The organism is Microbulbifer variabilis, from assembly GCF_020524905.1.
GTDB classification, from domain to species: domain Bacteria; phylum Pseudomonadota; class Gammaproteobacteria; order Pseudomonadales; family Cellvibrionaceae; genus Microbulbifer; species Microbulbifer variabilis_A.
This window is the reverse complement of the sequence record NZ_JAIVKI010000021.1, coordinates 37917-63931: the sequence shown is the minus strand read 5'-3', so window position 1 is coordinate 63931 and position 26015 is coordinate 37917. Positions and strand designations below refer to the sequence as shown.

Sequence of the window (26015 nt, the reverse complement as noted above, 5' to 3'; positions counted from 1 at the left end):
AAAAGACTAGTTAATAATGATCCTTCGGTCTAGCTGAAGTCGAGTCAAAACTTGCGAGTCATCCTGGACTGCACGGTCAATGCGAAATTATTGAAAATATTCCAATAAATTTGACGTTCTTATTGGTGGTTGCTTTAAGACGATGAAATTGATGCCGAAGTTTTTCACAGATAATGATTTTGACTTGGGGATTAATTAAAAAAATAAGGTGACAGTTATTCAATGGTTTTAATTTTTATGTTTTTAATTGAATCTCCCTTCTTAAATAGTGAGTGCTTCTCTGGCTTCTGATTCCATTCTGTTTTGTAGTTTCGCTAAAAGTTTATTTTTTTTCTGCAAAATTAGCCTTGCCTGTGCCGGGCTAACGAGTTGAAAATTTATTTTATCCTGAGCTTTGAGTTGTCCTAACCTATGGAGGTCGGCTCGAATAACATGAGCCAGACGAGGGTAGCCGCCGATGGTTTGCCCCTCTATAAATGAAATAATAGGTTCGCCATTGCTTGGTATTTGAATGCTTCCTGGATAAAGCCCAGAAGATACCATTTCCCCTGAGATATCTTCCAGTCCCTCAGGCTCTGGTATTATTGATGGCGACAGGCGAATTCCCATGCGGTTACTCTGGGCGGATACTTGAAAAGTGGTAGCAAAAAAATTGTCCAATGCAGATTGGGGAAATCGCTGACTCTCTGCTCCATGGACAACTCTTATTAAGGGGCGTAGTCGATAGTTGGGAATAAGTTCTCTTTCCAACTGCGCCTCCTTTGCTATGCGAATATTTTCTAAATGAACTCTCTCCCCCTGTTCAATTGCACCGCTTTTGTGTCCGCCAAAGCCACTGATCAAATGAGTGGATGCACTGTTGAGAATTTGCGGGACAGAGATTGTGGCGGATAAACCTATATATGCCCGGGCACCGCTGAGCAAATGGGAAAACTCTAAAATATCCCCGCTTTTAATCTGGATAACTTTATAGTTTTCAATGGGGTTGTTGTTTAGCAGAGTTTTGAATCGCGCGCCTGTAATGGCTATTGAGACATCACAGTCGAACTCAATAAGTGGGCCCGTTAAAGTTATTTCCATTACTGGATTATTTAGTGTATTGCCTAATAACAAGTTGGCAAGTTTCATTGATAGGAGATCTGCTGCACCTCCTTGGGAAATCCCGTAATGCATCAGGCCAGGACGGCCATAGTCCTGAATGCTGGTTTGTAGTCCGGCCCGAATAAAATAGATACTCATGAATGTCTAATCTATCAATGGTTATATTGGCTAATGGCGGCAAACTCTGATTTATTGATAGGGTAGAATTCGACAATATCCAAAGGGGCAGCAATAAACGGGAATTTACTATAAGGCTGAAATAGTTGGGTGGGGCTTTGCCCTATAATCTGCCATCCCCCCGGCGTAGCTTGTGGATAAATTCCGGTCTGGTTACCAGCAATACCAACTGCTCCCGCAGGAATACGAACTCTCGGCTTATTTTTTCGAGGGCAGTATAGCCTGGAATCAAGGCCACCCAGATACAAAAAACCGGGTGAAAAACCCAGCATATGCACCAGATAGGAGGTTGCTGTATGTAGCTGGACTATCTCGTCGGGTGATAAGCCCGTGTGTTTGCACACTGCAGTCATATCAGGAGCAAAAATTGACTCATAGCACACAGGAATACGAATTGTATGAGGCTTAGTTTTGATTTTTCCTGGGGTTTTCAGGAATTTTAGGGTTAACCGCTGAATTTCCTGAGAGAGGGACTCGTCATCAAATAAATTAGGATCAAAAATTATTGTTAGGCATTGGTAAGCGGGAATCAGGTCGGCAAGTCCATTTGGACCATGGCTGAGGATATATTGTCGTAGCCCAATAATGTAGCGGCTGAGGTTTGCACTAGGCTCTGCACTAAATCGAATATCAAGTGCGCTATCACCATTCGTAGACACATCAAAGTCTAGATTTAGAGGGTATTTTTTCTCAGAGAATGTCACGAATGTATGCTCAATCCATGAAGCTGCAGGTGATTGACAAGTTTCTCTGCGATATGCACCGCTGCCGGGCTATCACTATGTAAACAAATAGTATCGACAGAAAATTTTAGCTGTCTGCCATGATAGCTTGTGATGCCTGTGCCTTTTGCCAAGGCGACAGCTCTTTCGAGGCAGTGATCAATATTATTTAGTACTGATCCAGGTAGATCGCGTGGTGCCAGTTTTTCTTCATTTAAGTATTGCCTATCCATAAAACCCTCTCGGTAAAAAATGCGATTGTTCTCGGCTGAGGCGGCTTCCATAGCGCCATTGGCGAGGCCGATAATTTTCAGAGAGGGGTATTCTTGAGAGAGTAAGGCGATAATTCTTCTTGCTATTAACTGGTCTGCTTCAGCATCGTTATATAGAGCGCCGTGCAGTTTTAAATGGTCGAGCTGCGTTCCTGCTTCATTTGCAAGGACTTGCAGCTGTTCGAGCTGAGTGTATAAAGAGTCGATCAATTGGTTTTGTGAGATTGTGACAGATTTGCGTCCAAAGTTTTCCCGGTCTGGATAGCTAGGGTGGGCCCCTATTTTTAAATTATGCTGCTGAGCATTGTGAATAGAGCGACGCATAATATCCAGATTTCCAGCATGGCCGCCACAGGCGATATTGCAGCGGGAGATAAAGGGCATAATTTGTGCATCCCTCTCGCAGCTGGTCAAATCAAATCCTTCGCCCAGGTCACAGTTGATGTCGATTTCCATTCGTCAAGGCTCGTGATAAGAGGAAATGCTGTTTAATCACAAATGTTTAATTGAGGCTGGCGGGGCATGCTTCGATTTCCATGGAGGCTCCTTCATTGTTTGAGTGATAGCATCCACCCAAGGGTGAGCAAAAACAGAAGGCAACTGATATTTTTCCTCTTTCTTCATCTAGTTTTTTCCATAGATTATAAGATCGTTCGCCATAAAATAATGCAAATATTCGTCGCTTGGAGTTCGCTGGGATTAAACTATTGGATAATGTTGAGGTAAGTATATTTCCTTTGTCTAGACTGGAGGCATCTTCAACATTTGTCAGTTTGTTCATAAATTCCTGATATTCCTGTTGGCAGCAGGCATTCAGGAATTCTCTGGCGGTATGATAGGTAGTTCGCTCATAGTTGATACTGAAATCCTTCAGTAGAGCTGGGCTTGATCCCACGTTGTGAAGTTCAAAATAAATTGATGGCTTGTCATCCTCAAGGTCGTAATTGCTCTGTGAAAATTGAATTACAGGCATGGTCATTATTTTGACTTGTTTATTTGCGGCTTCGGCCTGCAGATAAGTTGCATAGAAGGAGGCAATGGAAACCATCATTGCGCATAGAGCAATAATTAAGTTTAACTTTTCTTGATCTAATTTTTTTATCATTTCCCACGTTCCATTGCGGCAAATATCCGAAGGTTTTATTGATATAGGAGCTAGATCGCGATCCAGCTCCGTAGTATTGATCAGCCAAGCATCGGTTTTAGAAATCGTCCGGTGTGGGAAACGTCCATTTCTGCTACATCCTCTGGTGTCCCCGTGGCAATAATTTGCCCGCCGCCAGAACCACCTTCCGGGCCCAAGTCCACGATCCAGTCGGCAGTTTTAATTACGTCTAGATTGTGTTCGATAACCACGATGGTATTACCGTGATCGCGCAGACGGTGCAGAACATCCAGCAACAACTGGATATCGGCAAAGTGCAGGCCGGTGGTGGGTTCGTCTAAAATATACAGGGTTTGGCCTGTGTCGCGCTTGGATAACTCGCGGGAGAGCTTTACTCGCTGGGCTTCACCGCCGGAAAGAGTTGTCGCAGCCTGACCAAGCTTGATATAGGCGAGGCCGACATCCATCAATGTCTGTAATTTTTTAGCGATCGCAGGCACAGGATCAAAAAACTCCCGTGCATCCTCCACCGTCATTTCCAGTACTTCGTGAATATTCTTGCCCTTGTAGTGAACCTCCAGGGTTTCGCGGTTATAGCGTTTGCCGTGGCAGGTATCGCAGGGCACATAGATATCGGGTAGGAAATGCATTTCCACCTTGATTACACCGTCGCCCTGACAGGCCTCGCATCGACCACCTTTAACGTTAAAGCTGAAACGCCCTGGTTTGTAACCGCGAGAGCGCGCTTCCTGAGTTCCCGCAAACAGGTCTCGAATCGGAGTAAATATGCCGGTGTAGGTGGCGGGGTTGGATCTGGGAGTACGCCCAATAGGGCTCTGATCTATATCCACACATTTATCGAAATGCTCCAGCCCGTGAACGGTCTTATAAGGGGAAGCTTTCAAGGTGGTAGCTTTATTTAGGGCTGTGGCGGCAAGGGGATAGAGGGTAGTGTTGATCAGGGTAGATTTACCTGAACCGGAGACGCCTGTGACACAGGTAAACAGCCCCACGGGTATTTCTAGGTTTACGTTCTGCAAATTATTGCCGCTGGCGCCTTCGAGACGCAGCATATAATCCGGATCTGGGATGTAGCGTTCTTCCGGTACGGCAATTTTCTTTTTGCCCGACAGGTACTGGCCGGTGAGGGATTTTTTGCACTTGGCAATTTTATCGGCGGTGCCAGCCGCGACTACTTCGCCACCATGAACACCGGCGCCGGGGCCGATATCGACAATAAAGTCGGCGCTACGGATGGCGTCTTCATCGTGCTCGACGACAATCACGGTATTACCGATATCGCGCAGGTGGGTGAGGGTGTTGAGCAGGCGTTCGTTATCCCGTTGATGTAGGCCAATAGAGGGCTCGTCGAGGATATACATCACGCCGACCAGGCCGGCACCGATCTGGCTGGCTAGGCGAATCCGTTGTGCTTCACCGCCGGATAGGGTCTCTGCGCTGCGGTTCAGGGTCAGATAGTTGAGGCCTACATCCACTAGGAAACGGAAGCGATCGCGAAGCTCCTTAAGAATTTTATCGGCAATTTCCTTTTGGGCGCCTTTGAATGTCAGCTCGTGGTCAAAATAGTTGAAAGCATCGCCGACGGGCAGTTCGGTAATCTGCGCGAGGGTGCGGTTATCCACAAAGACGTGGCGGGCTTCACGGCGCAGGCGGGTGCCGTGACAATCGGGGCACTTTTGTGTGCTCAGATATTTAGCCAGCTCTTCGCGTACAGATTGGGATTCTGTGTCCCGGTAGCGGCGCTGGAAATTGGGGATAATGCCTTCGAAGGTGTGCTGTCGCACGGTGACATCACCGCGATCATTCACATAACTAAAGTCGATTTCCTCATCGCCACTGCCCTGCAAAATGATTTTTCGGTGAGTTTTACGTAGCTTCTTCCAGGGCTTGTCCAGGTCGAAGCCGTAGTGCTCGGCCAAAGAGTCCAGCATATGGTAGTAGTAGATATTGCGCCTGTCCCAGCCGCGTATGGCGCCCTCCGAGATACTGCTCTCCGGATCGAGAATCACTTTGTCTTCGTCAAAGAACTGCTTAACCCCCAGGCCATCGCAACTGGGGCAGGCGCCGGCTGGATTATTGAAAGAAAACAGTCGTGGCTCCAACTCATCCAGTGAATAGTCACATACTGGACAGGCGTGGCGGGCAGAAAAAAGGCGGTCTTCCTGATCGCCATCCATAAAGCTGATGGAGGCGATGCCATCGGTGAGATTCAAAGCGGTCTCTATGGACTCAGCCAGTCGTAGCTGCAAGTCGTTGCGCACCTTGAAGCGATCTACCACCACTTCGACAGAGTGCTTGCGGCGCTTGTCTAGTTTTGGGGTGTCGTCCAGGTCACAAATAAGCCCGTCGATGCGGGCGCGCACGAAGCCGTCGCGGCGCAGCTGTTCGAATACATGCTGGTGCTCGCCCTTGCGGTCGCGAACGACCGGAGCCAGCAGCATCAGCTTAGTACCTTCGGGCAGAGTCAGAACCTGATCCACCATCTGGCTGACAGTCTGGGCTTGCAGAGGCTCGTCGTGTTCCGGGCAGCGCGGCTCACCGACGCGGGCGAACAGCAATCTGAGGTAGTCGTAAATTTCGGTAATGGTACCCACAGTGGAGCGCGGGTTGTGGGAGGTGGACTTCTGCTCAATGGAAATAGCCGGTGACAGTCCCTCGACAGTATCTACATCCGGTTTTTCCATCATCGATAGGAATTGCCGTGCATAGGTGGAGAGAGATTCCACATAACGGCGCTGGCCCTCGGCGTACAGGGTGTCGAAGGCCAGGGAGGATTTGCCGGAACCCGATAGTCCGGTGATCACGATCAGCTTGTCGCGGGGGATGTCGAGATCGATATTTTTCAGGTTGTGGGTGCGAGCACCCCTCACATAAATCGTGTCCACGCTCTACCTATAGTGCTGCTAATACTGGGCCGGGCCACGGACTTGCTCCGCGCGGGGCGATCAAAACTGCGGTGCCGGGAAAACAGTCGAGTATAAACTCGCCACTCAATGTGCCAAAATCGTCTGCCGCAAAAAAACCAACCGATGAACAGATAGCGCTGATGATCCCTGTAATTCTCTGTGGTGGCACCGGTTCGCGCCTGTGGCCACTCTCTCGCGAAACCTACCCAAAGCAGTTTTTGCCGCTAACAGGTGAAGAAACCATGTTACAGGCTACCGCAAGGCGGTTGGAGGGCGTGGCACAGCTACAGGCTCCGATTTTAGTGTGCAATGAGGAACATCGCTTCGCCGCTGCGGAGCAGCTGCGCGAAATTGGTCATGGCGCCCAGTCTATTTTGCTGGAGCCCTGCGCGCGCAATACGGCACCGGCTATTGCCCTGGCAGCCCTGGCAGCGCTTGAGTCCGGTGAGGACTCTTTGCTGCTGGTACTGCCGGCGGACCATGCGGTGGCTGATGTGGTGGCCTTTCAAAAGTCGCTACAGCCGGCTCGGGTTCTGGCAGAGCAGGGGCATTTGGTGACTTTTGGGATTGTTCCGACTCGGGCAGAGACCGGCTACGGTTATATCCGCCGCGGAGAGGCGCTTTCCGCCGGTGCATGGTCGGTGGCAGAGTTTGTCGAGAAGCCAGATGCCGATACCGCCGAGTCCTACCTGGCCGATGGCGGTTATTCCTGGAACAGTGGCATGTTTCTGTTCCGCGCCTCCCGCTATTTGGAGGAACTGGGCCAGCATCGTGAGGATATCCTCAGTGCCTGTCGCACGGCCTACGAGCAGGCGGCTCGAGATCTGGACTTTACCCGGGTGGATAGAGAGGCCTTCGCCGCTTGTGCCGATGAATCCGTGGATTATGCGGTCATGGAGCCCACGGAATCGGCGGCTGTAGTACCCATGGATGCTGGCTGGAGCGATGTGGGCTCCTGGCTGGGTCTGTGGGAGCTGGCCGAGCGGGATGACGACGACAATCTGTTGCAAGGTGATGTATTGCAGGAAGACAGCAGCGGTTGCCTGGTGCGCGCGGAGAGTCGCTTGGTCAGTTTGCTCGGGGTAGAGGATTTGGTGGTGGTGGATACCGACGATGCCCTGCTAATTGCTGACAAGCAGCGGGTTCAGGAGGTGAAGAAATTGGTGGGGAGTCTCAAGCGCTCCGGCCGCAGCGAGGCCCAGCGACACCGCAAGGTGTATAGACCCTGGGGCTACTACGACTCTATCGATGCGGGCCCGCGTTTTCAGGTAAAGCGCATCGTGGTTAAGCCCGGACAACAGCTTTCCCTGCAGATGCATCACCACCGCGCCGAGCACTGGATAGTAGTGCGTGGCACCGCAAGGGTGACCCGCGGCGATGAGGAGCTATTGGTTACCGAGAATCAGTCCACTTATATCCCCCTGGGAGTGACTCACCGATTGGAAAATCCCGGTACTATTCCGTTGGAACTGATAGAGGTGCAGTCCGGTAGTTACCTGGGCGAGGACGATATAGTCCGCTTCGATGACGACTATGGCCGCGGCTAGATCTCCGCGAAAGTTGTACAGCTTCCACTACAGCCCGGCGCTCGCTCGCTGTACAATGCGCGCCCAATTTGACGCTGTTCCGGGAGCTGCATGAATTCCACTGAGCGCCGGGCCCTGGGTGGGCTGGCTTCCCTTTATGTCTTTCGCATGCTCGGCCTGTTTATGGTGCTGCCGGTACTCACGGTCTACGGTGAGGGCTATCGCGATAGCACCCCGATGCTGCTGGGGTTGGCCATGGGTGCCTATGGTTTGAGCCAGGCCTTATTGCAGATTCCGTTGGGGCTCTTGTCCGATCGCTGGGGTCGCAAACCCGTGATTTATACCGGTTTGGCACTATTTGCCCTCGGTAGTATCGTCGCGGCACAGACGGACTCCGTATATGGTCTGATTGTCGGTCGGGTGTTACAGGGTTGCGGTGCGATCGCAGCCGCAGTGATGGCGTTGGTGGCCGATTTAACCCGGGATGAAAAGCGCGGCATTGCCATGGCCGTGATCGGGGCTTCGATCGGTGTGGCCTTTATGCTGGCGGTAATATTGGGCCCTGCACTCGCGGGGGCAGGCGGACTACCGGCTATTTTCTGGCTGACGGCGGCACTGGCCCTATTCGGCATGTTGCTGGTATGGAGAGTGGTGCCGACACCTCAAGTGGCAAAGCGCCCAGCAGTATTTAAGGGCGGTTTTCGCAAGGTTCTGGCTAGTGGCCTGACTTGGCGCCTGGTCAGCGGGGCCTTCTTTTCCCACTTGCTACTGACGGCACTGTTTGTGGCCTTGCCGCTGGTACTGGTCGATCGGTTGGGCTGGCCGGCGCAAGAGCACTGGAAACTCTATGGTCCACTGATGCTCGGCACCTTTATCGTTATGTTGCCCATGATGCGTATGGCCGAGCGTGCCGGCAAGGTGCCACTCGCACTGAACCTGGCGGCGCTTGCCCTGGTTGCTGGCAGCGCGGCGCTACTGCCGATGAATGGGACTGTAGCGGTCGTACTACTGCTGAGTATTTTCTTTATTGGCTTCAACTTGCTGGAAGCCCTGTTGCCGGCACAGTTAACTCGCAAAGCCCCGGAGGATGCGCGTGGGGCTGCCTCAGGCCTCTACGCGACACTACAGTTTTTTGGCACTTTTGTCGGCGGCAGTCTGGGTGGCTATCTGTACGGACTCGGTGGCACCAGTGCTGTGGCGGGGCTCGGTTTTGCGGTAGTGGCAATTTGGATACTGCTCTGGTGGCTTCTGCGTGAGAGGGTCTCGGGTGTCCGCCAGGGTAGCGCTTACTAACAGCGGGTGTCTGTTGTATGCTGCTGTATAAAAATACACTGGTTGTCGCTGTGGGCGGCTGCCTGTTTACAGACTAATAGTGCGGGTGAAACCGCACCTTATAGTTAATTATTGAATGATTATTGCTCCGGGTGGGACCCGGGTCGAAGAGAGGAGAGGGCCATGGCCAGGGGTATCAACAAAGTAATTTTAATCGGCAACCTGGGTAACGACCCGGAGACCAAATATATGCCGAGCGGTGGTGCGGTGACCAACATCAGTTTAGCCACCAGTGAGAGCTGGAAGGACAAGCAGACTGGTCAGCAACAGGAGCGCACCGAATGGCACCGTGTAGTATTTTTTAATCGCCTGGCTGAGATCGCCGGTGAGTACTTGCGCAAGGGCTCTAAGGTCTATGTTGAAGGCTCACTGCGCACGCGCAAGTGGCAGGATAAGAGTAGCGGTCAGGATCGCTACACTACCGAGATTGTTGCCAGTGAGATGCAAATGCTCGATGGCCGAGGAGAGCAGGGAGGCTTCGGTCAAGACATGGGCGGTGCCGCAATGGGTGCAGCCGGCATGGGCGGCCAGATGGGAGGTCATCAGGGCGGCCAGGGTGGTTACGAACAGCAGGGCGGCTTCCAGCAAGGTGGTTACCAGCAGGGTAATCAAGGGCGTCCAGCACCCGGTAACCAACAGCAGCCCGTGCAGCAACCAAACCAGGGCCCTGCCGGTGGTTTCGATAATAGCTTCGACGACGATATCCCGTTCTAAAGCAGGCCTGACCTGTGCCTGATCTACATACCGGATACAAGCCGGATCGGGTTGCGTTAATTCGCGCCGGAAACGATATCGACAACGCGCTGCAGAAGCGCCTGCAGCGCGCCGGCTTTCGCATCCAGCAACTTGGGCCCTCGGAGCTCGATAAGTTGCGTCCCGCCTCTATTGTTATCAATGCCTCGGCCTGCGCGGATGACCAGGGGATGCCAGAGGCTCTACGGGTAGCCAAGGCGCTGGCACAGTGTCCCTGCCGGCATGTTATTCACCTCTCTTCCTATGCGGTCTTTGCTGGTGGCGAACCGAGGAAATATGACGAGGATGAAGTAGCGGTACCACAAGCTCGAAGTGGACGGCAATGGCTGGCCTGTGAGGAAGCCCTGGCAGGTCACGAAAACCTGACTATTCTGCGTTTTGGCTGGCTGGTGGATAGCAATCCAGATGCTTTACTTGGACGGGTATTGCGAGGCTTCGTTACGGGCGAGCCAGTCGCGCTGGATGGTTGTAATAGTGGTAACCCCGTCACCGCCCTGGATTTGGCCCGCGTCGCCGTTGCGGTAGCGCAGCAGCTGGCCAGTGGTGCTGTGGCGCGAGGGATCTTTCACTACGGTAGTTCAGATAGTTGTACTGCGGTGGAGTTTGCCCTGGAGGTTGTGGAGCGAGCCCAGTCACTCTATGACGAGAGCAGATTTGCGCAATTTAGTGCGCTGGAAACCGGGCCGGACCAGAGGGACAGGGGCGTGGTATTAGCCTGCGGCAAACTGCGCGATGTCTTTGGTATACAGCAGCACAGCTGGCGACAGGGCCTGACCAGGCAAGTGGAATTGTGGCTGGAGCGCCTGGATGCGGAGCAGCAGGAATAGTCTTACTGCCATAAAACAAAAAGGGCGCCAAATTGGCGCCCTTTTTGTTTAGATTGAGGCGGTGGTTTTACACCTTATCGAATACCAGGCAGGCGTTGGTGCCACCGAAGCCAAAACTGTTGGACATGGCACGTTTAATCTCACATTCACGCAACTCTGTGACTAAGTCCATCCCCTCGGCCGCAGGGTCTCGCTGATCCACATTTGCGGAGGCGGCGATAAAGTTGTTTTGCATCATTAGCAGGCTGTAAATGGCCTCTTGCACACCGGCGGCCCCCAGGGAGTGTCCGGTCAGGGACTTGGTGGAAGCAAATGGGGGAACTTTGTCAGCAAAGACTTCTCTCATGGCTTTCAATTCAGCGACATCGCCAACCGGGGTCGAGGTGCCGTGGGTGTTGATGTAATCCACATCACCCTGGAGCCCTTTGCCATCCATACCCGCCAGAGCCTGTTGCATGCAGCGTACCGCGCCTTCACCACTCGGGGCCACCATATCGTATCCATCGGAAGTCGCACCATAGCCGGTGAGTTCGGCGTAGATGGTTGCCCCTCGAGCGAGGGCATGCTCCATTTCTTCCAGAATCAGGCACCCACCACCACCGGCAATGACAAAACCATCGCGATCGGCATCATAGGGGCGTGAGGCCTTGGTTGGCTCGTCATTGTATTTACTCGAAAGCGCACCCATGGCATCGAATAAGTGAGTCAGACTCCAGGCGAGCTCTTCTCCGCCACCGGCAAAGATAACGTCCTGTTTGCCCATTTGAATCAGCTCGGCACCGTGGCCAATGCAGTGGGCACTGGTAGCACAGGCGGAGGAAATGCTGTAGTTCACGCCCTTGATTTTAAAGGGCGTGGCTAGGCAGGCGGAAACAGTGCTGTTCATCACCTGGGGAACCCGATAGGCGCCGACGCGGCGAACCCCCTTTTCCTTGAGGGTATGGGCTGCATCAATAATCTGCTGAGTAGAGGTGCCGCCGGACCCCATTACAATACCGGTGCGGGGGTTGGAAATATCGCTCTCCTCCATACCGGACATTTCGATTGCCTCGCGCATAGCGATATACGCATAGGCGGCGGCATCCCCCATAAAGCGCAGTTGTTTACGGTCGATGTGCTCCTTGAAATCGATATCGACAGGACCTGCAATCTGGCTGCGTAGGCCTAGTTCTTTGTACTCTTCTTGAAAGCGAATGCCACTGCGGCCTGCTCTCAAGGATTCGGTAACTTCTTTTGTATTGGTACCGATACAGGATGTGATGCCCATCCCGGTAATAACTACCCGACGCATAGTGATCTCCAGCATTACTTGTTGGCAGAGGCCTTTATGGTTTCTACCGGTATTGGTTTCATGAGGTTAGAAATTGTCGGTGCGGGTGAATAAGCCTACGCGAAGATCCTTCGCAGTGTAAATTTCACGCCCATCTACAGATACTGTGCCGTCGCCGATTCCCATGACCAGTCTCCGCTCAACAACCCGGCTCAACTGAATGTGATAGGTAACTTTCTTGCTGGTAGGAAGTATTTGACCGGTAAATTTGACCTCACCACAACCGAGGGCGCGACCGTGCCCCGGGTTGCCCTTCCAGGCGAGGAAATAGCCCAACAGCTGCCACATGGCATCCAGGCCCAGACATCCCGGCATTACCGGGTCGCCGGGAAAGTGGCATTCGAAAAACCAGAGGTCGGGGTGGATATCCAGCTCGGCGATCAGCTCCCCCTTATCAAAGGCTCCCCCATCTTTGGATATATGGGTGATGCGGTCCAGCATCAGCATATTGGGAGCTGGCAATTGGGCATTGCCTGGGCCAAACATCTCACCAGTGGAGCAGGTCAGTAGCTCCTCTCTGTCGTAGCTACTTTTTTGAACAAAATTACTCATCTTTTCCCCGGTTGTGGGTGGTTACGCAACTTATGTTGAGCGTTTTTGTAAGAGCGGGCATTCTAAGCGCTGTGTGTCGCTTGTCCAGTGAGTCAAAATTATTTTTGTGACTGTCGTAGTAATTACTTTCACAACATCTTATATGATCAATTGTGTAGAGCGCTGACACATCAGAGGAATTTGACGTCATCCTTTGTAAGTGAACTCTTCTTTTAGCTATGTTAAGTTGCCGCCGGCGCAGGGCAGCGCTTGTTTTTGATTTTGGGGAGCGCAATGCTTAAGAAATGTTTATTCCCGGTTGCTGGTTACGGCACCCGTTTCCTTCCTGCAACCAAGGCGATGCCGAAAGAGATGTTGCCGTTGGTGAACAAACCGCTGGTGCAATATGGTGTCGAAGAGGCCATCGAGGCGGGCCTGACAGAGATAGGGTTCGTCACAGGGCGCGGTAAGCGCGCTATCGAAGACCATTTCGATACCAACTACGAACTTGAGCATCAGATTGCTGGGACCGGTAAAGAACGTTATCTGGATTCTGTTCATAAAGTGATTGATAGTGCCAGCTTTTCCTACACCCGCCAGGGTGAGATGCGCGGTTTGGGTGATGCGATATTGCAGGGGCGTCGCCTGGTGGGAGATGAACCATTTGGGGTAGTGCTGGCGGATGACCTGTGCCTGAATGATGATCTGGGTGTGCTCGCGCAGATGGTGCAGCTATACAAGCAGTTCCGTTGTTCCATCGTCGCCGTCGAGGAGGTGCCGATGGAGCAGATTCACAAGTTTGGTGTGATTGCAGGCAATGAAATTAAACCGGGCCTTTATCAAGTAACGGATATGGTGGAAAAGCCGGCTGCTGAAGACGCGCCAAGCAATAAGGCGATTATCGGCCGCTATATTCTCACCCCGGATATTTTTGATCTGATCCGCGATACCCCACCGGGCAAAAATGGGGAAGTACAAATTACCGATGCGCTGCTGACCCAGGCACGCCAGGGTTGTGTTCTTGCTTACGCTTTTAAGGGGCGGCGCTTTGACTGTGGCTCGGTGGAAGGGTTTATTGAGGCCACTAATCATGTCTTTGAAAACGTGTATCTACCGGAACAGGCCGCCCAGGAGAAAAAATAAGTGTCAGAACTGACCTGCTTTAAAGCCTATGATTTACGCGGCCGGGTGCCTGATGAACTGAATACCGAAGTGGCTTATCGGGTGGGGCGGGCATTTGCCCAATTTCTGGGGGCGAAACGTGTCGTGGTCGGTCATGACATCCGACTTACCAGCGGTGAGCTGACGGATGCCCTGGTGAATGGTTTGCGCGACGCTGGTACCGATGTCTTCCATATTGGTGAATGCGGCACCGAAGAGGTGTATTTCGCCACTTTCCATGGTGATTTTGATGGCGGAATCTGTGTTACCGCCAGTCATAACCCCATGGATTACAACGGCATGAAGTTTGTTCGCGCGGGTAGTAGGCCGATTAGCGGCGATACCGGTTTGTTTGATATCAAACGCTTGGCGGAAGAGAATGATTTTGCCCCCGTTGCGGAGCGCGGGAGCCTACAGCATTTTGAGCATCGCGCAGATTTTGTGAAGCACTTGCTTGGCTATGTCGACAGCAAAGCCCTGAATCCCCTGAAATTGGTGGTCAATGCGGGTAACGGTGGTGCGGGTGCCGTTGTCGATGCACTGGCGCCGCACTTGCCGTTTGAGTTTGTTCGGGTTCACCACCAGCCAGATGGCAACTTCCCCAATGGGATTCCCAACCCAATCTTGCCGGAAAACCGCGCCTCTACTGCAGAAGCGGTGCGGGATAGTGGTGCCGACTTTGGTATTGCCTGGGATGGTGACTTTGATCGTTGTTTCTTTTTCGATGAGAACGGCGATTTTATCGAGGGATATTATGTTGTCGGCCTGCTTGCGGAGGCCTTCCTGGTGAAGCACAAGGGTGCCAAGGTGGTTCACGATCCGCGCCTGCTATGGAATACGGAGGATATTGTGCGCGCTGCCGGGGGCGAGCCGGTCCAGAGCAAAACTGGCCATGCCTTTATCAAGGAGCGTATGCGCAAAGAAGATGCCATTTATGGTGGCGAGATGAGTGCACACCATTATTTTCGCGACTTCGCTTACTGTGATAGTGGTATGATCCCTTGGTTACTGGTGGCGGAGCTGGTCAGCCGTAGCGGTAAGACGCTATCCCAGTTGGTGGGGGAGCGTATGGCGGCTTTCCCCTGCTCGGGTGAGATCAATTCCAAGGTGCAGGATGCTGCAGCGGTTATTAAAGCTGCAGAGGAGAAGTATGGTGCGGATGCACTCAGTGTTGAGCATGTGGATGGTTTGAGCGTGGCTTATGCCGAGTGGCGCTTTAATTTGCGCATGTCCAATACTGAGCCGGTGATTCGCCTCAATGTTGAATCTCGCGGGGATGAAGCCTTGATGCGTGAAAAGACCGAAGAGCTGTTAGAGCTAATTCGGTCATGATATCCAGCTCATCTCTAGATAGATTTTAAGAGCTGCTGCCTTGAAAGGAAAAAGCCCCATTTTATGGGGCTTTTTTGTGAGGCTGGCTCGAGATATCTGATCTTCTCGTGTCTAGGGCAATGCTCCGAGATTGTTAGACATTTCTCTCTACGGCGAAACTGGCTAATTGTTGTAGCGCGGTTTTTTGATCGCTCTCGGGTAGGAAATCCAGCTGAGCTTTGGCATCCTCTACGGCAGTCCGGGCCCGCTCCATGGTGTAATCCAGTGCTCCGCAAGCCTCAATAGCCTCGACAATTTCCACCAATTTTGCCGCGCTGCGCTGTTCAATGGCCTCCCTTACTAGGGTCGCCTGGCTACTGTTGCCATTGGCCATAGTGTAAATAAGAGGAAGCGTGGGCTTGCCCTCCGCCAGATCGTCGCCGACGTTCTTGCCTAGCTCTTCCGGGTTGCCGCGGTAATCCAGGGCGTCATCCACCAGCTGGAATGCGAGGCCCAAATGGCGACCATACAGTTTTAGGGCGTTTTGCTCCTCGGTGGAACAGTCGGCCAAAACGGCGGCGGTCTCGCAGGCCGCTTCAAATAGCGCTCCAGTCTTTTTGTAAATTACACCGAAATAGTTTTCCTCGCTGACTTCTGGGTCGCCTGCGTTCACCAGCTGTTGTACTTCGCCTTCGGCAATGGTGTTGGTGGTGTCGGAGAGGAGTGCCATGATGCGCATGTCCTGCAGGGCAATCATCATCTGGAAAGCGCGGGAGTAGAGGAAGTCTCCCACCAGGACACTGGGCGCATTGCCCCACTTTGCGTTGGCGGTGAGGCGGCCGCGGCGCATATCGGAGGTGTCCACCACATCATCATGCAATAAGGTAGCGGTATGGATAAATTCGATAATGGTGGCTAGATCAATATGGCGCTCACCCCCGTAGTTACAGGCTCTGGCGCACAATAGTACCAATAGCGGGCGCAGGCGCTTGCCGCCGGCCTCGACCAGATAGTGGCCTATATTTTCCACCAGGGGGACATCCGAGTGCAGTTGGTCGAGAATACGCTGGTTGACCGCGGCAAAGTCTTCGGCGGCGACCCGGTGAAAAGGCAGCATTTAAGTGTTCCTTAATACGACTAGACAAGCGCCACCGAAGGCTCGGACGGCGGAGGGTCGCTATTGTATCAACCCGGCGAATTGATTAGAATCTGCGCCCCGTCGATTGCGGGCTCCTCGGCTTTAGAGTCGATGACGCCGCCGGCGAAATAGATGTTAAACAACACGGCGCAAGCTCCCGAAATGCGGAGCAGTGACTCGATAGTCCTCCCGCTGCTTCGTGTCGTCCATACCGGAGCATAGAAATATGTACGCTGTTATTGAGAGCGGTGGCAAGCAACACCGTGTAGAAGAAGGTGAAGTACTTCGCCTGGAAAAGCTGGAAGTAGCTACTGGCGAAACCATTGATTTCGATAAAGTGCTGATGGTCGTTGATGGCGACACAATCAACATCGGCGCTCCCGTTGTAGACGGCGCTAAAGTATCTGCTGAAGTGGTAAGCCACGGCCGCGGCGAGAAGGTGAGAATCATCAAGTTCCGTCGTCGTAAGCACTCCATGAAGCGCCAGGGCCACCGTCAGTGGTACACCGAAGTTAAAATCACTGGCATCAAGGCATAAGAGAGGAGTAACGACTCATGGCACACAAGAAAGCTGGCGGTAGTACGCGAAATGGTCGCGATTCCGAGAGTAAACGCCTGGGCGTGAAGCGCTTTGGCGGCCAGTCTGTAGCAGCAGGCAGCATCATCGTTCGTCAGCGTGGCACCAAGTTCCACGCCGGTGTTAACGTTGGTATGGGCAAAGACCACACCCTGTTCGCCACCGCGGACGGCGTTGTGAAATTTGAAGTTAAAGGCCCCAACAACCGCAAATTCGTTTCTATCGAAACAGCTTAAGCGGTTACAAGCCCTAGCTTCATAAAAAGCCCCGCTATCGCGGGGCTTTTTTGTTGGAAAAGTCCCGATAATACAGTGGCGGGAAGCTGGGGTGGCAGGTGCCTGCGAGGGGCGGCTTGTTGGCTGGTATGATGAATATGAAGGTAGGTGCGAATATGTGCGCACCAGATGAGACAACCGCTGTTGCGGTGGAGTGATTATGAAGTTTGTCGATGAGGCGCCCATCTTTGTGCAGGCGGGTAAGGGTGGCAATGGCTGCCTGAGCTTCCGCAGAGAAAAGTTTGTAGAAAAAGGTGGCCCGGATGGTGGTGATGGCGGCGATGGTGGTTCCGTCTATTTGGAAGCCGATGACTCCCTTAACACCCTGGTAGACTACCGTTACCAACCCCGCTATGCCGCAGAGAGTGGCCAGCCTGGACGCGGGCGCAACTGTACCGGGGCCAAGGGGGAAGATCTTGTATTGAAAGTGCCTGTGGGTACTACGGTCATTGATGTAGATACTGGAGAGGCGATCGGTGATATGACCGAGGCTGGTGAGCGCCTGTTGGTCGCCCAGGGAGGCTTTCACGGCCTGGGTAATACCCGCTTTAAGTCCAGTACCAATCGGGCTCCCCGCCGAACTACCAATGGTACCGAGGGGGAGTTCCGTAACCTAAAGCTGGAGCTGAAGGTGCTTGCGGATGTGGGAATGTTGGGGCTGCCCAATGCCGGTAAATCCACTTTTATTCGGGCAGTATCGGCGGCTAAGCCCAAAGTGGCAAACTACCCTTTCACGACGCTGGTACCAAATCTGGGGGTGGTGCAGGTACAGAAGCATCGCAGTTTTGTCATTGCCGATATTCCGGGGTTGATTGAGGGGGCTTCTGAAGGGGCTGGCCTGGGTATTCGTTTCCTTAAGCATTTGACCCGTTGCCGGGTGCTGCTGCACTTGGTGGATCTGGCGCCCTTCGATGGCTCGGACCCCGTGAAAAATGCCCGCGCGATCGAGCGAGAATTGGCCAGTTTTAGCAGTACTCTGGCGGGGCGAGAGCGCTGGCTGGTACTGAATAAAACCGACCTGGTGCCTGCTGCTGAACTGGAAGAACGCTGCCAATCAATTGTGGATGCGTTGGACTGGAGCGGGCCGGTATTTCGCGTGGCGGCTATTCGTGGTGAAGGCACTGAGGTACTCAGTGGCCGTTTGATGGACTACCTGGAAGACCGTCAGGAGCAGGAAAATCGCGATCCAGAGATGGCCGGGGCCGAGCTGGAGGCACAGCGCCAGATGCAGCGCGAAGCCCGCGAGCGTATTGAGGAGCTACGGGAGAGTCATCGCGCTAAGCGCAGGGCTGCGAAAGGTCTTGTGGATGACGATGAAGACTGGGACGATGATGACCACGATGTCGATATCGAATACCGTCCTTGAATTGTATCCTACCGGCGGCAAGCCATTGCCGCCGTGCCGAATATCAGTCGGCTCCCGGTCTTTATCGGCAATAAAATGATCATTTGATAGGCCCCCGAGGGGCCGGTGTCCAGGGGGGAGTATGGGCTCCGTATCAATGTCCCGCGGAGGGCTTTCTAAGGGTCGGCGTTGGGTGGTGAAGATCGGCAGTGCCTTGCTTACCGATAACGGCCGTGGCGTCAATAGTGTAGCCATTTCCGCCTGGGTGGCGCAGATTGCCGAATTGCGCCAGCAGGGCGTTGAAGTGGTGTTGGTTTCTTCAGGGGCAGTTGCCGCAGGTATGGATCGCCTCGGCTGGCATCGCAGGCCCGAGTCGATACACCAGCTGCAGGCCGCGGCAGCGGTGGGACAGAGCCATCTGGTGCAGGTTTATGAGCAGGCCTTTGGTGACTTCGATATCCGCAGCGCTCAGATTTTGTTGGATCACGATGATCTCTCAAATCGCACCCGCTACCTCAATGCGCGCAGCACATTGCGAACCCTGCTCTCTCTGGGGGCTGTGCCGATTGTTAATGAAAACGATACGGTCGTAACCGATGAAATCCGTTTTGGGGATAACGATACCCTGGCGGCGCTGGTGGCAAACCTTGTTGAGGCAGATACCCTACTCATTTTGACCGATGCCGACGGTCTCTTTACCGAGGATCCACGTGATAATCCCGATGCGGAGCTGATTGGCGAGGCGTCGGCGCTGGACTCCAGGCTGCTGGGAATGGCGGGGGACTCTCGCAGTGGTCTCGGGCGCGGTGGTATGACCACCAAGGTGCGCGCAGCGCAATTGGCAGCTCGCTCTGGAGCCTGCACCGTGATTGCAGGAGGTGCCAGAGAGGGAGTCGTAACACGGGTATGGAAGGGGGAGGCCTTGGGTACTCTCCTGCTGCCTGAGGCGGGCCCCCTGGCTGCGCGCAAACGCTGGCTTGCCGGGCAGCTGCAGGTCCGCGGCAGTCTCACTCTCGATAGTGGTGCTGAGAAGGCGTTGCGCGATGGCGGCAAAAGCCTGCTATCCGTTGGAGTGACTGAGGTGCAGGGTCGCTTTCACCGGGGAGATTTGGTTTCTTGCCGTAATAGTGCGGGACAAGAGGTCGCTCGAGGTTTGGTGAATTATGACAGCAGCGAGAGCGCCAGGATTCTCGGTCAGTCATCGGAGCGCTTCGTCGACCTGCTCGGCTATCGTGATGACGACGAGCTGATACACCGGGATAACCTTATCTTGCTCTAGTAGTCAGGCCAATTTACGAGCATAAAAAAACCCCGCATTGCGGGGTTTTTTGTGTCTGCTGCCTAATTAGAGTTAGGCGGCCAGAGCTTTAACCTGAGCGTTCAGGCGGCTCTTGTGACGAGCGGCTTTATTCTTGTGAATAATGCCTTTGTCTGCCATGCGGTCAATAACGGGAACCGCTTCTGCGTATGCAGTTTTTGCTTTTTCCGCATCGCCGGCATCGATGGCCGCAACTACCTTCTTGATGTAGGTGCGCACCATGGAGCGCAGACTGGCGTTGTGCTTGCGGCGCTTGTCGTTTTGGCGCGCGCGTTTCTTCGCTTGAGGTGAGTTGGCCACCGGTTGCTCCTGTCTGGAATCTATAAATCTGTAACTAACAGGCCCTGGGGCCCGATCGGGACGCGACATTATCCCCACAGCTGGTTGTTTGTCAACCATCTGCGTAGACGCCTTGCGCTTTACCTTCAATACATGTGTGTAGTTAGCGGCTCGGCAGCTTCAGGCTGATCTCCACACCGCTATTATCAACACGATTTCGAGCCTCCAGGTGGCCCTGGTGAAAATCAGCAATCAATTTGGCGATATGGAGCCCAAGGCCCAAATGCCCAGCGTTGTCGCCTTCCTTGCGCACCGATACCAGTGAATCGAACAGCTTGTGTGCATAGCCACTGGGTAACAAAGGGCCATCGTTACTCACACTGATTAGGTAGCCGCCCTTTTCATTGCGGGCTAAAAGCTGGATCTCACTGCCCTCTGGGGCGAAGCTGCAGGCATTGTCCACCAGCTTGTCTAAAAGCTGCGCCAATAGCTCAGGTGCCCCCTCGCAGCGAAGCTCGCCATCGGGTTTTTTCAGTGAAAAAAGGTGGTGGGGATGGGCGTCGCTGTAGCACTGCACCATGACTTCCAGCAGATCTGCCAGATCAAAGCTCTCACGCTCTGCCTGGTGAATGCTGGTTTCCAGGTTGCTGGCTGCAGAGAGGCTGTTGAGGATTCCGGATAGGCGGGCGCTGCCATCCATCGCACGTTCGGCATACCGACGGCTATCTTCATCCAGTTCGCCTGCGGAGAGATTGTCGAGGGAGGAGCGCACCACCGCGAGAGGCGTGCGCAGCTCGTGGGACAACTTACTGGCAAGGGTGCGTAAGTATTGGTGATACTGGTCTAGCTCTCCCAGAAGGCTGGCAAAGGCGCGGTTGAGTGCGCCCAGTTCATCGCTGGCGGAGGAGCGGGGGAAGTCGCCGCGCAATTTGCCGTTACTGTCAACTGCATTGCGCGCGGCGCGGTGCAGTTTGCGAATACGCCACGACAGCCAGCTAGCGTAGCCAAGTAAAAACAGCAGTGCGGTTGCCGCGGCCGCACAGCTAATTAGCCACAGCCGGTGCGCGGCGCCCTCGGTTACCGATTGCATGGCCTCGGCGGATTGCAGTATGAGAACCCGCCCCATTAGTGGTCTCTCTATGACTTCATCGGCTCGGGTGATCACGGGCACACTGACTGCGCCTATACGCGACTGCAGTGGCCCGCCAAACCACTGCTCTGCCGTATCACGTCCTATACCGCTGCTGAGCGGCAGGTCATCCTCGGGCAGTTTTGGTAGTTCTTCTCGGGCAAGTAACTTGCGGTAAATCCAGCTGCGCAGCCAGGGCCGGGGTGCGCTCTCCTCCTCATCAACCTCTTGTGGTTGGCCATTACTGGCAAGCAGGAATCCCTCGCTATCTACGACGGCCAGGCGCAGGCCTGGGCGGGCAAAGTGATCGAGTTCTTTCTGTAGTTCAGGCAGCGGGGCAACTAAACGCCCCGGTTGGCCATCGGCGGGAAGGGTGCTGGCGCTATGGATTGGTGGCGTCCCGTTGCTGTTGGTGCGATCCTGTACTCGAATGGATAGGCCGCCACCAGTGAGCGCATAGGGAAGGGAGAGTTCTAGTTGATACCCTTTGGGTGAGGTGGTCCAACGTCCCCTCAGGCGCAACTCGCGTTGGTAATCACCTTCGCGTGGGTTGTGCCACAAAGCCTCGACCGGGCCCCGGCTCGCCACCGGTAACAAGTAATGGCGCCCGTTGGTAAACAGTTCGACAGTATCCCCACCCGCGAGCAGATTTGTGCGAGGGTCTCGGTAGGCGGGGGTCTCATCACTCACGGTTAGCAGCAGGTAAATCTGATCCTCAAACTGGCCGAGGGTGATTTGCGCCTGGGGCATGAGCTGCTCATTGAGTAGTTCCCGAGGTGCGAACTCCCAGGGGCGCCAGTCATCTCCGTAGCCATCCACGACCGGAGGGTGGGAAAGTGGATTGAGGTAGAGTTGGCTGCCCGGCGGCCGTGCGTGGCGTGCGGGGTCTGGAGCAATGAGCTGTGGGGCGCTGGCCAGGCGCGCGGCAATCGCCGCAGCTGTGGCCTCGAGGGCCTGTAATTGGCCCTGCGCCAGTGCCGCATCCACCTGACGGAGGTATTGGCAGCCCGCCCAGGGCAGGGCCAGCGCCACAAGACTCACCAACAGGAGTTGACGGCGAAGTTTCATGTATGAGTTCTCGAAATTCTGTGGGCCGGCTTGTATGCAGCCAGGGCCATCAAATTTGCCAGCGATACCCCATGCCATAGGCTGTGCCTATAGCGTTAAATTCACTATCCAGGGCCTGAAATTTTTTGCGGATCCGCTTTACATGGGAAGTAATGGTGTTGTCGTCCAAAACCACCCTCGCAGCCTCCATTAACTGGCTGCGGGATTTCACATGTCCTGGGCGCTTAGCCAGAGCGTGGACTATCCAGAATTCCGTGACAGTGAGGTCCACTGCCAACCCGTTCCAGTGGCAGTGCAATCGGGAGATATCCAGTTCCAGCTTACCCTGGGTCAGGCTTTCTCCTTCATTGCCCTGATCGCGCAGTACGCTGACCCGGCGCAGTAGCGCATTGATACGGGCCTGCATATGGGGCAGGGAGATATCCTTGGTGAGGTAATCGTCAGCGCCGAGGCGCAGGCCGGAAATAATATCCAGCTCGGAATCTCTGGCTGTGAGGAACAGAATTGGCAAGCTGGGGGCCATGGCGCGCAATTCCCTGCACAACTCAAAGCCGCCTTCTACTTCGCTACCGAGCCCGACGTCGATAACCGCAAGATCTGGCAGTCGCTGGCGAAAAGCCTCCATGGCCTCAATCCTCGCGCTGTAGAGATCGACTCGATAACCACTGCGGCGCAGTGCATCGCGGTAGTTTTCGGCGATGGCGCGCTCGTCTTCGACAATAGCGATTGTTGCACTCATGGTTGATTCCGGCTGCTTCCTTTGTGGCGGAGAATCATGCACGAAATCGCTGCTTATTGGCAAAAAGGCGGGCGCAAATGGCCCGCAAGCAACAGGGTTTCTTTCAGGGGGAGAGTTTTGGCGTATTTGTAATCCGCCTACAGGTCCAACAGCGATTTGAAGTCGCCTTGCGCAGCCGCGAGGGTTTGTAGTCCATCGCGGCGCTTTGCCGTGGGGCTTGGCGGTCTTTAGAAGCGCCCGGCCATGGCCTCAGGCAGAGAGAAGCGGATATCTACACGACGCTCCATGGCGTAGGCGTCGACATCCCCTTTGGGTGCCTGGGAGTAGGTGGAGCCCATGGCGCGACGACTGATTCGAGAGGCATCGATGCCCAGGGAGACCAACGCCTGCTCAACACTCAAGGCGCGCTGGTCAGACAGCACGTTGTTGTAACCGTCGCTGCCCCTTGGGTCCGCATGTCCTTCAAGATGAATCTGCAGGTGTGGATGGCGCTTCAGAAAGTCTGCCATGGCATTCAGCTGCTGAAGCTGGGTGGCCTGAAGCTCATCTTCTCCAGTGGTGAATAACATCTGGAATTGCAGTGAATCCAGTGCCACTTGGCTGGCGTCATTCGCGGACAGTCGAGCCGCATCCAGTTGCTGTGCCAGGTTGCTGAGCTCTGCACGGCTCTCTGTCAGTTGTGTTGCCAGCATATCTGCCTCTTCTGCTTGCTTGACCTGTTCGCCGAGCCAGGCACCACCGATAGCACCGGCGATAAACCCGAATGGACCCCCTACAGCGGCACCGGCAACGGCTGCCGTGGTAAAGACCGTGGCCTGTTTGGCCGGGGTCAGTTTTGATTCATTAAGTTCACTCGCCTGGGTACCAGAGGCGATCAGGGAAGACAGGGTTGCAACCAGTAATGCTTTTTTCATTGCTACTCTCCTTGGAGGCTTTCTTTTACTCGGTGGGCTGTTTATTGGGCCCGTTTGAGTGCTATTAAAAAGCTCCAAGGAGGCGCTGGCGTGGCGCAGTAGTGGCAAACTACCGCGCAATTGTGGCGAAATGTGGCAACCGGTCGTGTCCTGTTATTTCAGGCGGTGGTAGCGCCGGTCGCGGGGCGAATCTACACGGACACGTACTCGCTGGGGGCGGGGGCCGCGCATTATCGCAATGTAAAGCACAATCGCCAGTACCAGGGCAATAATCAAAGCGTTAATGGTCATCCTGTCTTCTCCCCGCGCCACCGGTTCCGTGGGACGCGTAACTAGCTCACAGCTAGTATAGGCTCGCGGGCTCCAGGTCGTAGGAGCACGTTGTTACCCATCTCTACCATGGTTTCCGTGGAATTGCGGTAGACTTGCCGGCCAGCAGGTCTCGCCCAAATCCAGGAGTCACAGCGTTGTCCCAGTTGCCCCCCACCCAAGACCAACCCACCGAAAAATCCGGTGCGTCCAGACTCCTGCGCGGCAGCTCGGTGGTGGGGGCAGCGACTATGTTGTCCCGGGTTGCCGGCCTAGCCCGGGATATGGCACTGGCGCGCTTTGCCGGTGCAGGGGACGCCGCCGATGCCTTTTTTGTGGCCTTCAAAATCCCCAACTTTTTCCGCCGCTTGTTTGCTGAGGGCGCTTTTGCCCAGGCCTTTGTGCCGGTTCTTGCGGAGTATCGCCAAAAAGGCGGAATTGCCGCAGCGCGAGCACTGAATGACCGGGTCGCGGGTGCGCTCGGCGGTGTCCTGTTACTGGTTACTCTATTTGGCGTACTGTGCGCGCCAATAGTGACCGGAATTTTTGCTTTTGGCTGGTGGTGGGACGGCAGCGAAAGAGAGAAGTTCGATCTTGCCGCCGGTATGCTGCAAATTACTTTCCCCTACCTGATGCTGATCTCTTTGGCGGGCTTCACCGGGGCCATCCTGAACAGTTTCGATCGCTTTGCTATCCCGGCATTGACGCCGATCATGCTGAATCTGGTTTTGATCGGTGCGGCAACTGTGGGTACGGCTTGGTTCGATCCAGAGATTCTGGCCCTGGCCTGGGGGGTGCTTTTCGCTGGCGTGGTGCAGCTGCTATTCCAGTTGCCTTTTTTGGCGCGTGAGGGGTTGCTGCCAAAGCCCAAGTGGGATTGGAGCCATCCGGGGGTTCGTAAAATACTACGTTTGATGGCTCCCGCGATTTTTGGCGTCTCAGTCACACAAATCAGTCTGGTACTGGATACCCTATTGGCCTCATTTCTGCCCAGCGGCAGTGTTTCCTGGCTGTATTTTTCTGATCGCCTGACTGAATTGCCGCTGGGAGTGTTTGGTGTGGCGGTGGCCACGGTGATATTGCCAAGCTTGTCGCGCCTGCACAGCGATGGGGATCCGCGTCGCTTCCGCCATACCCTCGACTGGGCGCTGCGCAGCGTTACTTTTATCTCCCTGCCCGCGGCGGTAGCCCTGGTGGTACTGGCCGAGCCGCTGTTGACCACACTCTTTCAATACGGCCAGATGCAGCCACGTGACATGCAAATGGCAGCCTGGTCCCTGCGGGCCTATGCCCTGGGGCTGTTGGCTTTTATGTTGATCAAAGTGTTGGCACCTGGCTATTTCGCCCGCCAGGATACCTATACACCGGTGCGCTTCGGCTTGATCGCGATTTCAGCCAAGATGGTGCTGAGCCTCTTGTTTGTTATTCCGTTGAATCATTATTTTAAGCTCGGTCATATGGGGCTGGCGCTGGCCACTGCCTGCCAAGCGGCGATCAACGCCTGGCTGCTGTATAAGGGCTTGCGAAGAGATGATGTTTACATGCCTGAGGCCGGCTGGGGGCGTTACCTTTTGCGGTTGTTTGCGGCCAACTTGGCGATGGTTGCTGCGCTGTTGGGGCTTCTTCATGTCTGGGAGGCCTGGAGCGCTTGGGGCTGGTTCGAACGCGCTTGGCGCATGGGGGTGATAGTGGCCGCAGGGGGCTCGGCTTATCTTTTGGCCCTATTTGTTTCAGGTCTGCGGCCGCGACACTTCCGCGCTACAAGCTAGCTCGCTACTGGCTACTAACTATAAGCCCCGTAATGACGTTTATCGCACGGGGCCAGTAGCCACTGGCCGCCCGGTGGGAA

24 protein-coding genes are annotated in these 26015 nt (G+C 54.4%); 11 read left to right on the top strand and 13 right to left on the bottom strand.

Going from position 1 to position 26015, the window contains the following annotated elements; genetic code table 11:
* Positions 1–261: 261 nt before the first annotated feature.
* From LC073_RS18570 to uvrA, 5 genes are all read right to left on the bottom strand, one after another.
* Positions 262–1239: a biotin-dependent carboxyltransferase family protein gene (locus tag LC073_RS18570; RefSeq protein WP_226648814.1), complete on the bottom strand. Its 978-nt coding sequence runs from the start codon at positions 1237–1239 to the stop codon at positions 262–264.
* 14 nt (positions 1240–1253) lie between these two features.
* On the bottom strand, positions 1254–1982 hold the full coding sequence (pxpB, locus tag LC073_RS18565) for a 5-oxoprolinase subunit PxpB (protein WP_226648813.1): 729 nt from the start codon (positions 1980–1982) through the stop codon (positions 1254–1256).
* Entirely contained in the window at positions 1979–2728 is a 750-nt protein-coding gene (gene pxpA / locus LC073_RS18560) for a 5-oxoprolinase subunit PxpA (protein ID WP_226648812.1), read from the bottom strand. Before pxpA ends, pxpB begins: the two co-directional genes overlap by 4 nt.
* Before the next feature lie 46 nt (positions 2729–2774).
* A complete protein-coding gene (locus LC073_RS18555) occupies positions 2775–3377 on the bottom strand; it encodes a hypothetical protein (protein WP_226648811.1) in 603 nt (200 codons plus the stop codon).
* An 80-nt stretch (positions 3378–3457) separates the two neighbouring features.
* Positions 3458–6283, bottom strand: coding sequence for an excinuclease ABC subunit UvrA (gene uvrA / locus LC073_RS18550; protein ID WP_226648810.1), 2826 nt, complete (start codon positions 6281–6283; stop codon positions 3458–3460).
* A gap of 161 nt (positions 6284–6444) precedes the next feature.
* Here uvrA and LC073_RS18545 point away from each other — a divergent pair, with 161 nt between their 5' ends.
* The 4 genes from LC073_RS18545 to LC073_RS18530 all read left to right on the top strand — a co-directional run bounded on the left by LC073_RS18545 (position 6445) and on the right by LC073_RS18530 (position 10742).
* The gene (locus LC073_RS18545; RefSeq protein ID WP_226648809.1) at positions 6445–7851 is read left to right on the top strand and encodes a mannose-1-phosphate guanylyltransferase/mannose-6-phosphate isomerase; all 1407 of its coding nucleotides are present in this window, start codon (positions 6445–6447) and stop codon (positions 7849–7851) included.
* 90 nt (positions 7852–7941) lie between these two features.
* Positions 7942–9123, top strand: coding sequence for an MFS transporter (locus LC073_RS18540; RefSeq protein ID WP_226648808.1), 1182 nt, complete (start codon positions 7942–7944; stop codon positions 9121–9123).
* 162 nt (positions 9124–9285) lie between these two features.
* Positions 9286–9876 (top strand): single-stranded DNA-binding protein, encoded by a 591-nt coding sequence (gene ssb, locus LC073_RS18535; RefSeq protein ID WP_226648807.1) that lies wholly within the window; start codon positions 9286–9288, stop codon positions 9874–9876.
* A gap of 14 nt (positions 9877–9890) precedes the next feature.
* Positions 9891–10742, top strand: a complete 852-nt coding sequence (locus LC073_RS18530) for a sugar nucleotide-binding protein (RefSeq protein WP_226648806.1) — start codon at positions 9891–9893, stop codon at positions 10740–10742.
* A gap of 67 nt (positions 10743–10809) precedes the next feature.
* Here the strand turns inward: LC073_RS18530 and fabB are convergent, their stop codons facing one another.
* Positions 10810–12033, bottom strand: a complete 1224-nt coding sequence (gene fabB / locus LC073_RS18525; protein WP_226648805.1) for a beta-ketoacyl-ACP synthase I — start codon at positions 12031–12033, stop codon at positions 10810–10812.
* A 66-nt stretch (positions 12034–12099) separates the two neighbouring features.
* Complete coding sequence (gene fabA / locus LC073_RS18520; RefSeq protein ID WP_226648804.1) at positions 12100–12624, bottom strand: 3-hydroxyacyl-[acyl-carrier-protein] dehydratase FabA; 525 nt, start codon at positions 12622–12624, stop codon at positions 12100–12102.
* Positions 12625–12897: 273 nt separating this feature from the next.
* Between fabA and galU the strand changes: the two genes are divergently transcribed.
* On the top strand, positions 12898–13746 hold the full coding sequence (galU, locus tag LC073_RS18515; protein ID WP_226648803.1) for a UTP--glucose-1-phosphate uridylyltransferase GalU: 849 nt from the start codon (positions 12898–12900) through the stop codon (positions 13744–13746).
* Positions 13747–15096, top strand: coding sequence for a phosphomannomutase (locus LC073_RS18510; protein WP_226648802.1), 1350 nt, complete (start codon positions 13747–13749; stop codon positions 15094–15096).
* 133 nt (positions 15097–15229) lie between these two features.
* On the opposite strand, the gene ispB is transcribed toward LC073_RS18510, so the two are convergent.
* Positions 15230–16192: an octaprenyl diphosphate synthase gene (gene ispB / locus LC073_RS18505; RefSeq protein WP_226648801.1), complete on the bottom strand. Its 963-nt coding sequence runs from the start codon at positions 16190–16192 to the stop codon at positions 15230–15232.
* A gap of 247 nt (positions 16193–16439) precedes the next feature.
* On the opposite strand from ispB, the gene rplU reads away from it, so the two are divergent.
* The 4 genes from rplU to proB all read left to right on the top strand — a co-directional run bounded on the left by rplU (position 16440) and on the right by proB (position 19689).
* Positions 16440–16751 carry a 50S ribosomal protein L21 gene (gene rplU / locus LC073_RS18500; protein WP_152451207.1) on the top strand — a complete coding sequence of 104 codons (312 nt, stop codon included), beginning with the start codon at positions 16440–16442 and terminating at the stop codon, positions 16749–16751.
* Positions 16752–16768: 17 nt separating this feature from the next.
* Positions 16769–17026, top strand: a complete 258-nt coding sequence (rpmA, locus tag LC073_RS18495; RefSeq protein ID WP_226648800.1) for a 50S ribosomal protein L27 — start codon at positions 16769–16771, stop codon at positions 17024–17026.
* Between the two features lie 199 nt (positions 17027–17225).
* A complete protein-coding gene (gene cgtA, locus LC073_RS18490) occupies positions 17226–18431 on the top strand; it encodes an Obg family GTPase CgtA (RefSeq protein ID WP_226648799.1) in 1206 nt (401 codons plus the stop codon).
* Between the two features lie 121 nt (positions 18432–18552).
* Positions 18553–19689 carry a glutamate 5-kinase gene (gene proB / locus LC073_RS18485; RefSeq protein ID WP_413231461.1) on the top strand — a complete coding sequence of 379 codons (1137 nt, stop codon included), beginning with the start codon at positions 18553–18555 and terminating at the stop codon, positions 19687–19689.
* A 72-nt stretch (positions 19690–19761) separates the two neighbouring features.
* On the opposite strand, the gene rpsT is transcribed toward proB, so the two are convergent.
* The 5 genes from rpsT to LC073_RS18460 all read right to left on the bottom strand — a co-directional run bounded on the left by rpsT (position 19762) and on the right by LC073_RS18460 (position 24148).
* Positions 19762–20028, bottom strand: coding sequence for a 30S ribosomal protein S20 (gene rpsT, locus LC073_RS18480; RefSeq protein ID WP_226648798.1), 267 nt, complete (start codon positions 20026–20028; stop codon positions 19762–19764).
* Between the two features lie 142 nt (positions 20029–20170).
* The gene (locus LC073_RS18475) at positions 20171–22204 is read right to left on the bottom strand and encodes an ATP-binding protein (RefSeq protein ID WP_226648797.1); all 2034 of its coding nucleotides are present in this window, start codon (positions 22202–22204) and stop codon (positions 20171–20173) included.
* Between the two features lie 49 nt (positions 22205–22253).
* Positions 22254–22943 (bottom strand): proteobacterial dedicated sortase system response regulator, encoded by a 690-nt coding sequence (gene pdsR, locus LC073_RS18470; RefSeq protein ID WP_226648796.1) that lies wholly within the window; start codon positions 22941–22943, stop codon positions 22254–22256.
* Positions 22944–23170: 227 nt separating this feature from the next.
* A complete protein-coding gene (locus LC073_RS18465) occupies positions 23171–23857 on the bottom strand; it encodes an OmpA family protein (RefSeq protein WP_226648795.1) in 687 nt (228 codons plus the stop codon).
* A 153-nt stretch (positions 23858–24010) separates the two neighbouring features.
* Positions 24011–24148, bottom strand: coding sequence for a hypothetical protein (locus tag LC073_RS18460; protein WP_226648794.1), 138 nt, complete (start codon positions 24146–24148; stop codon positions 24011–24013).
* Positions 24149–24324: 176 nt separating this feature from the next.
* Between LC073_RS18460 and murJ the strand changes: the two genes are divergently transcribed.
* The gene (murJ, locus tag LC073_RS18455) at positions 24325–25935 is read left to right on the top strand and encodes a murein biosynthesis integral membrane protein MurJ (RefSeq protein WP_226648793.1); all 1611 of its coding nucleotides are present in this window, start codon (positions 24325–24327) and stop codon (positions 25933–25935) included.
* Positions 25936–26015 lie beyond the last annotated feature (80 nt).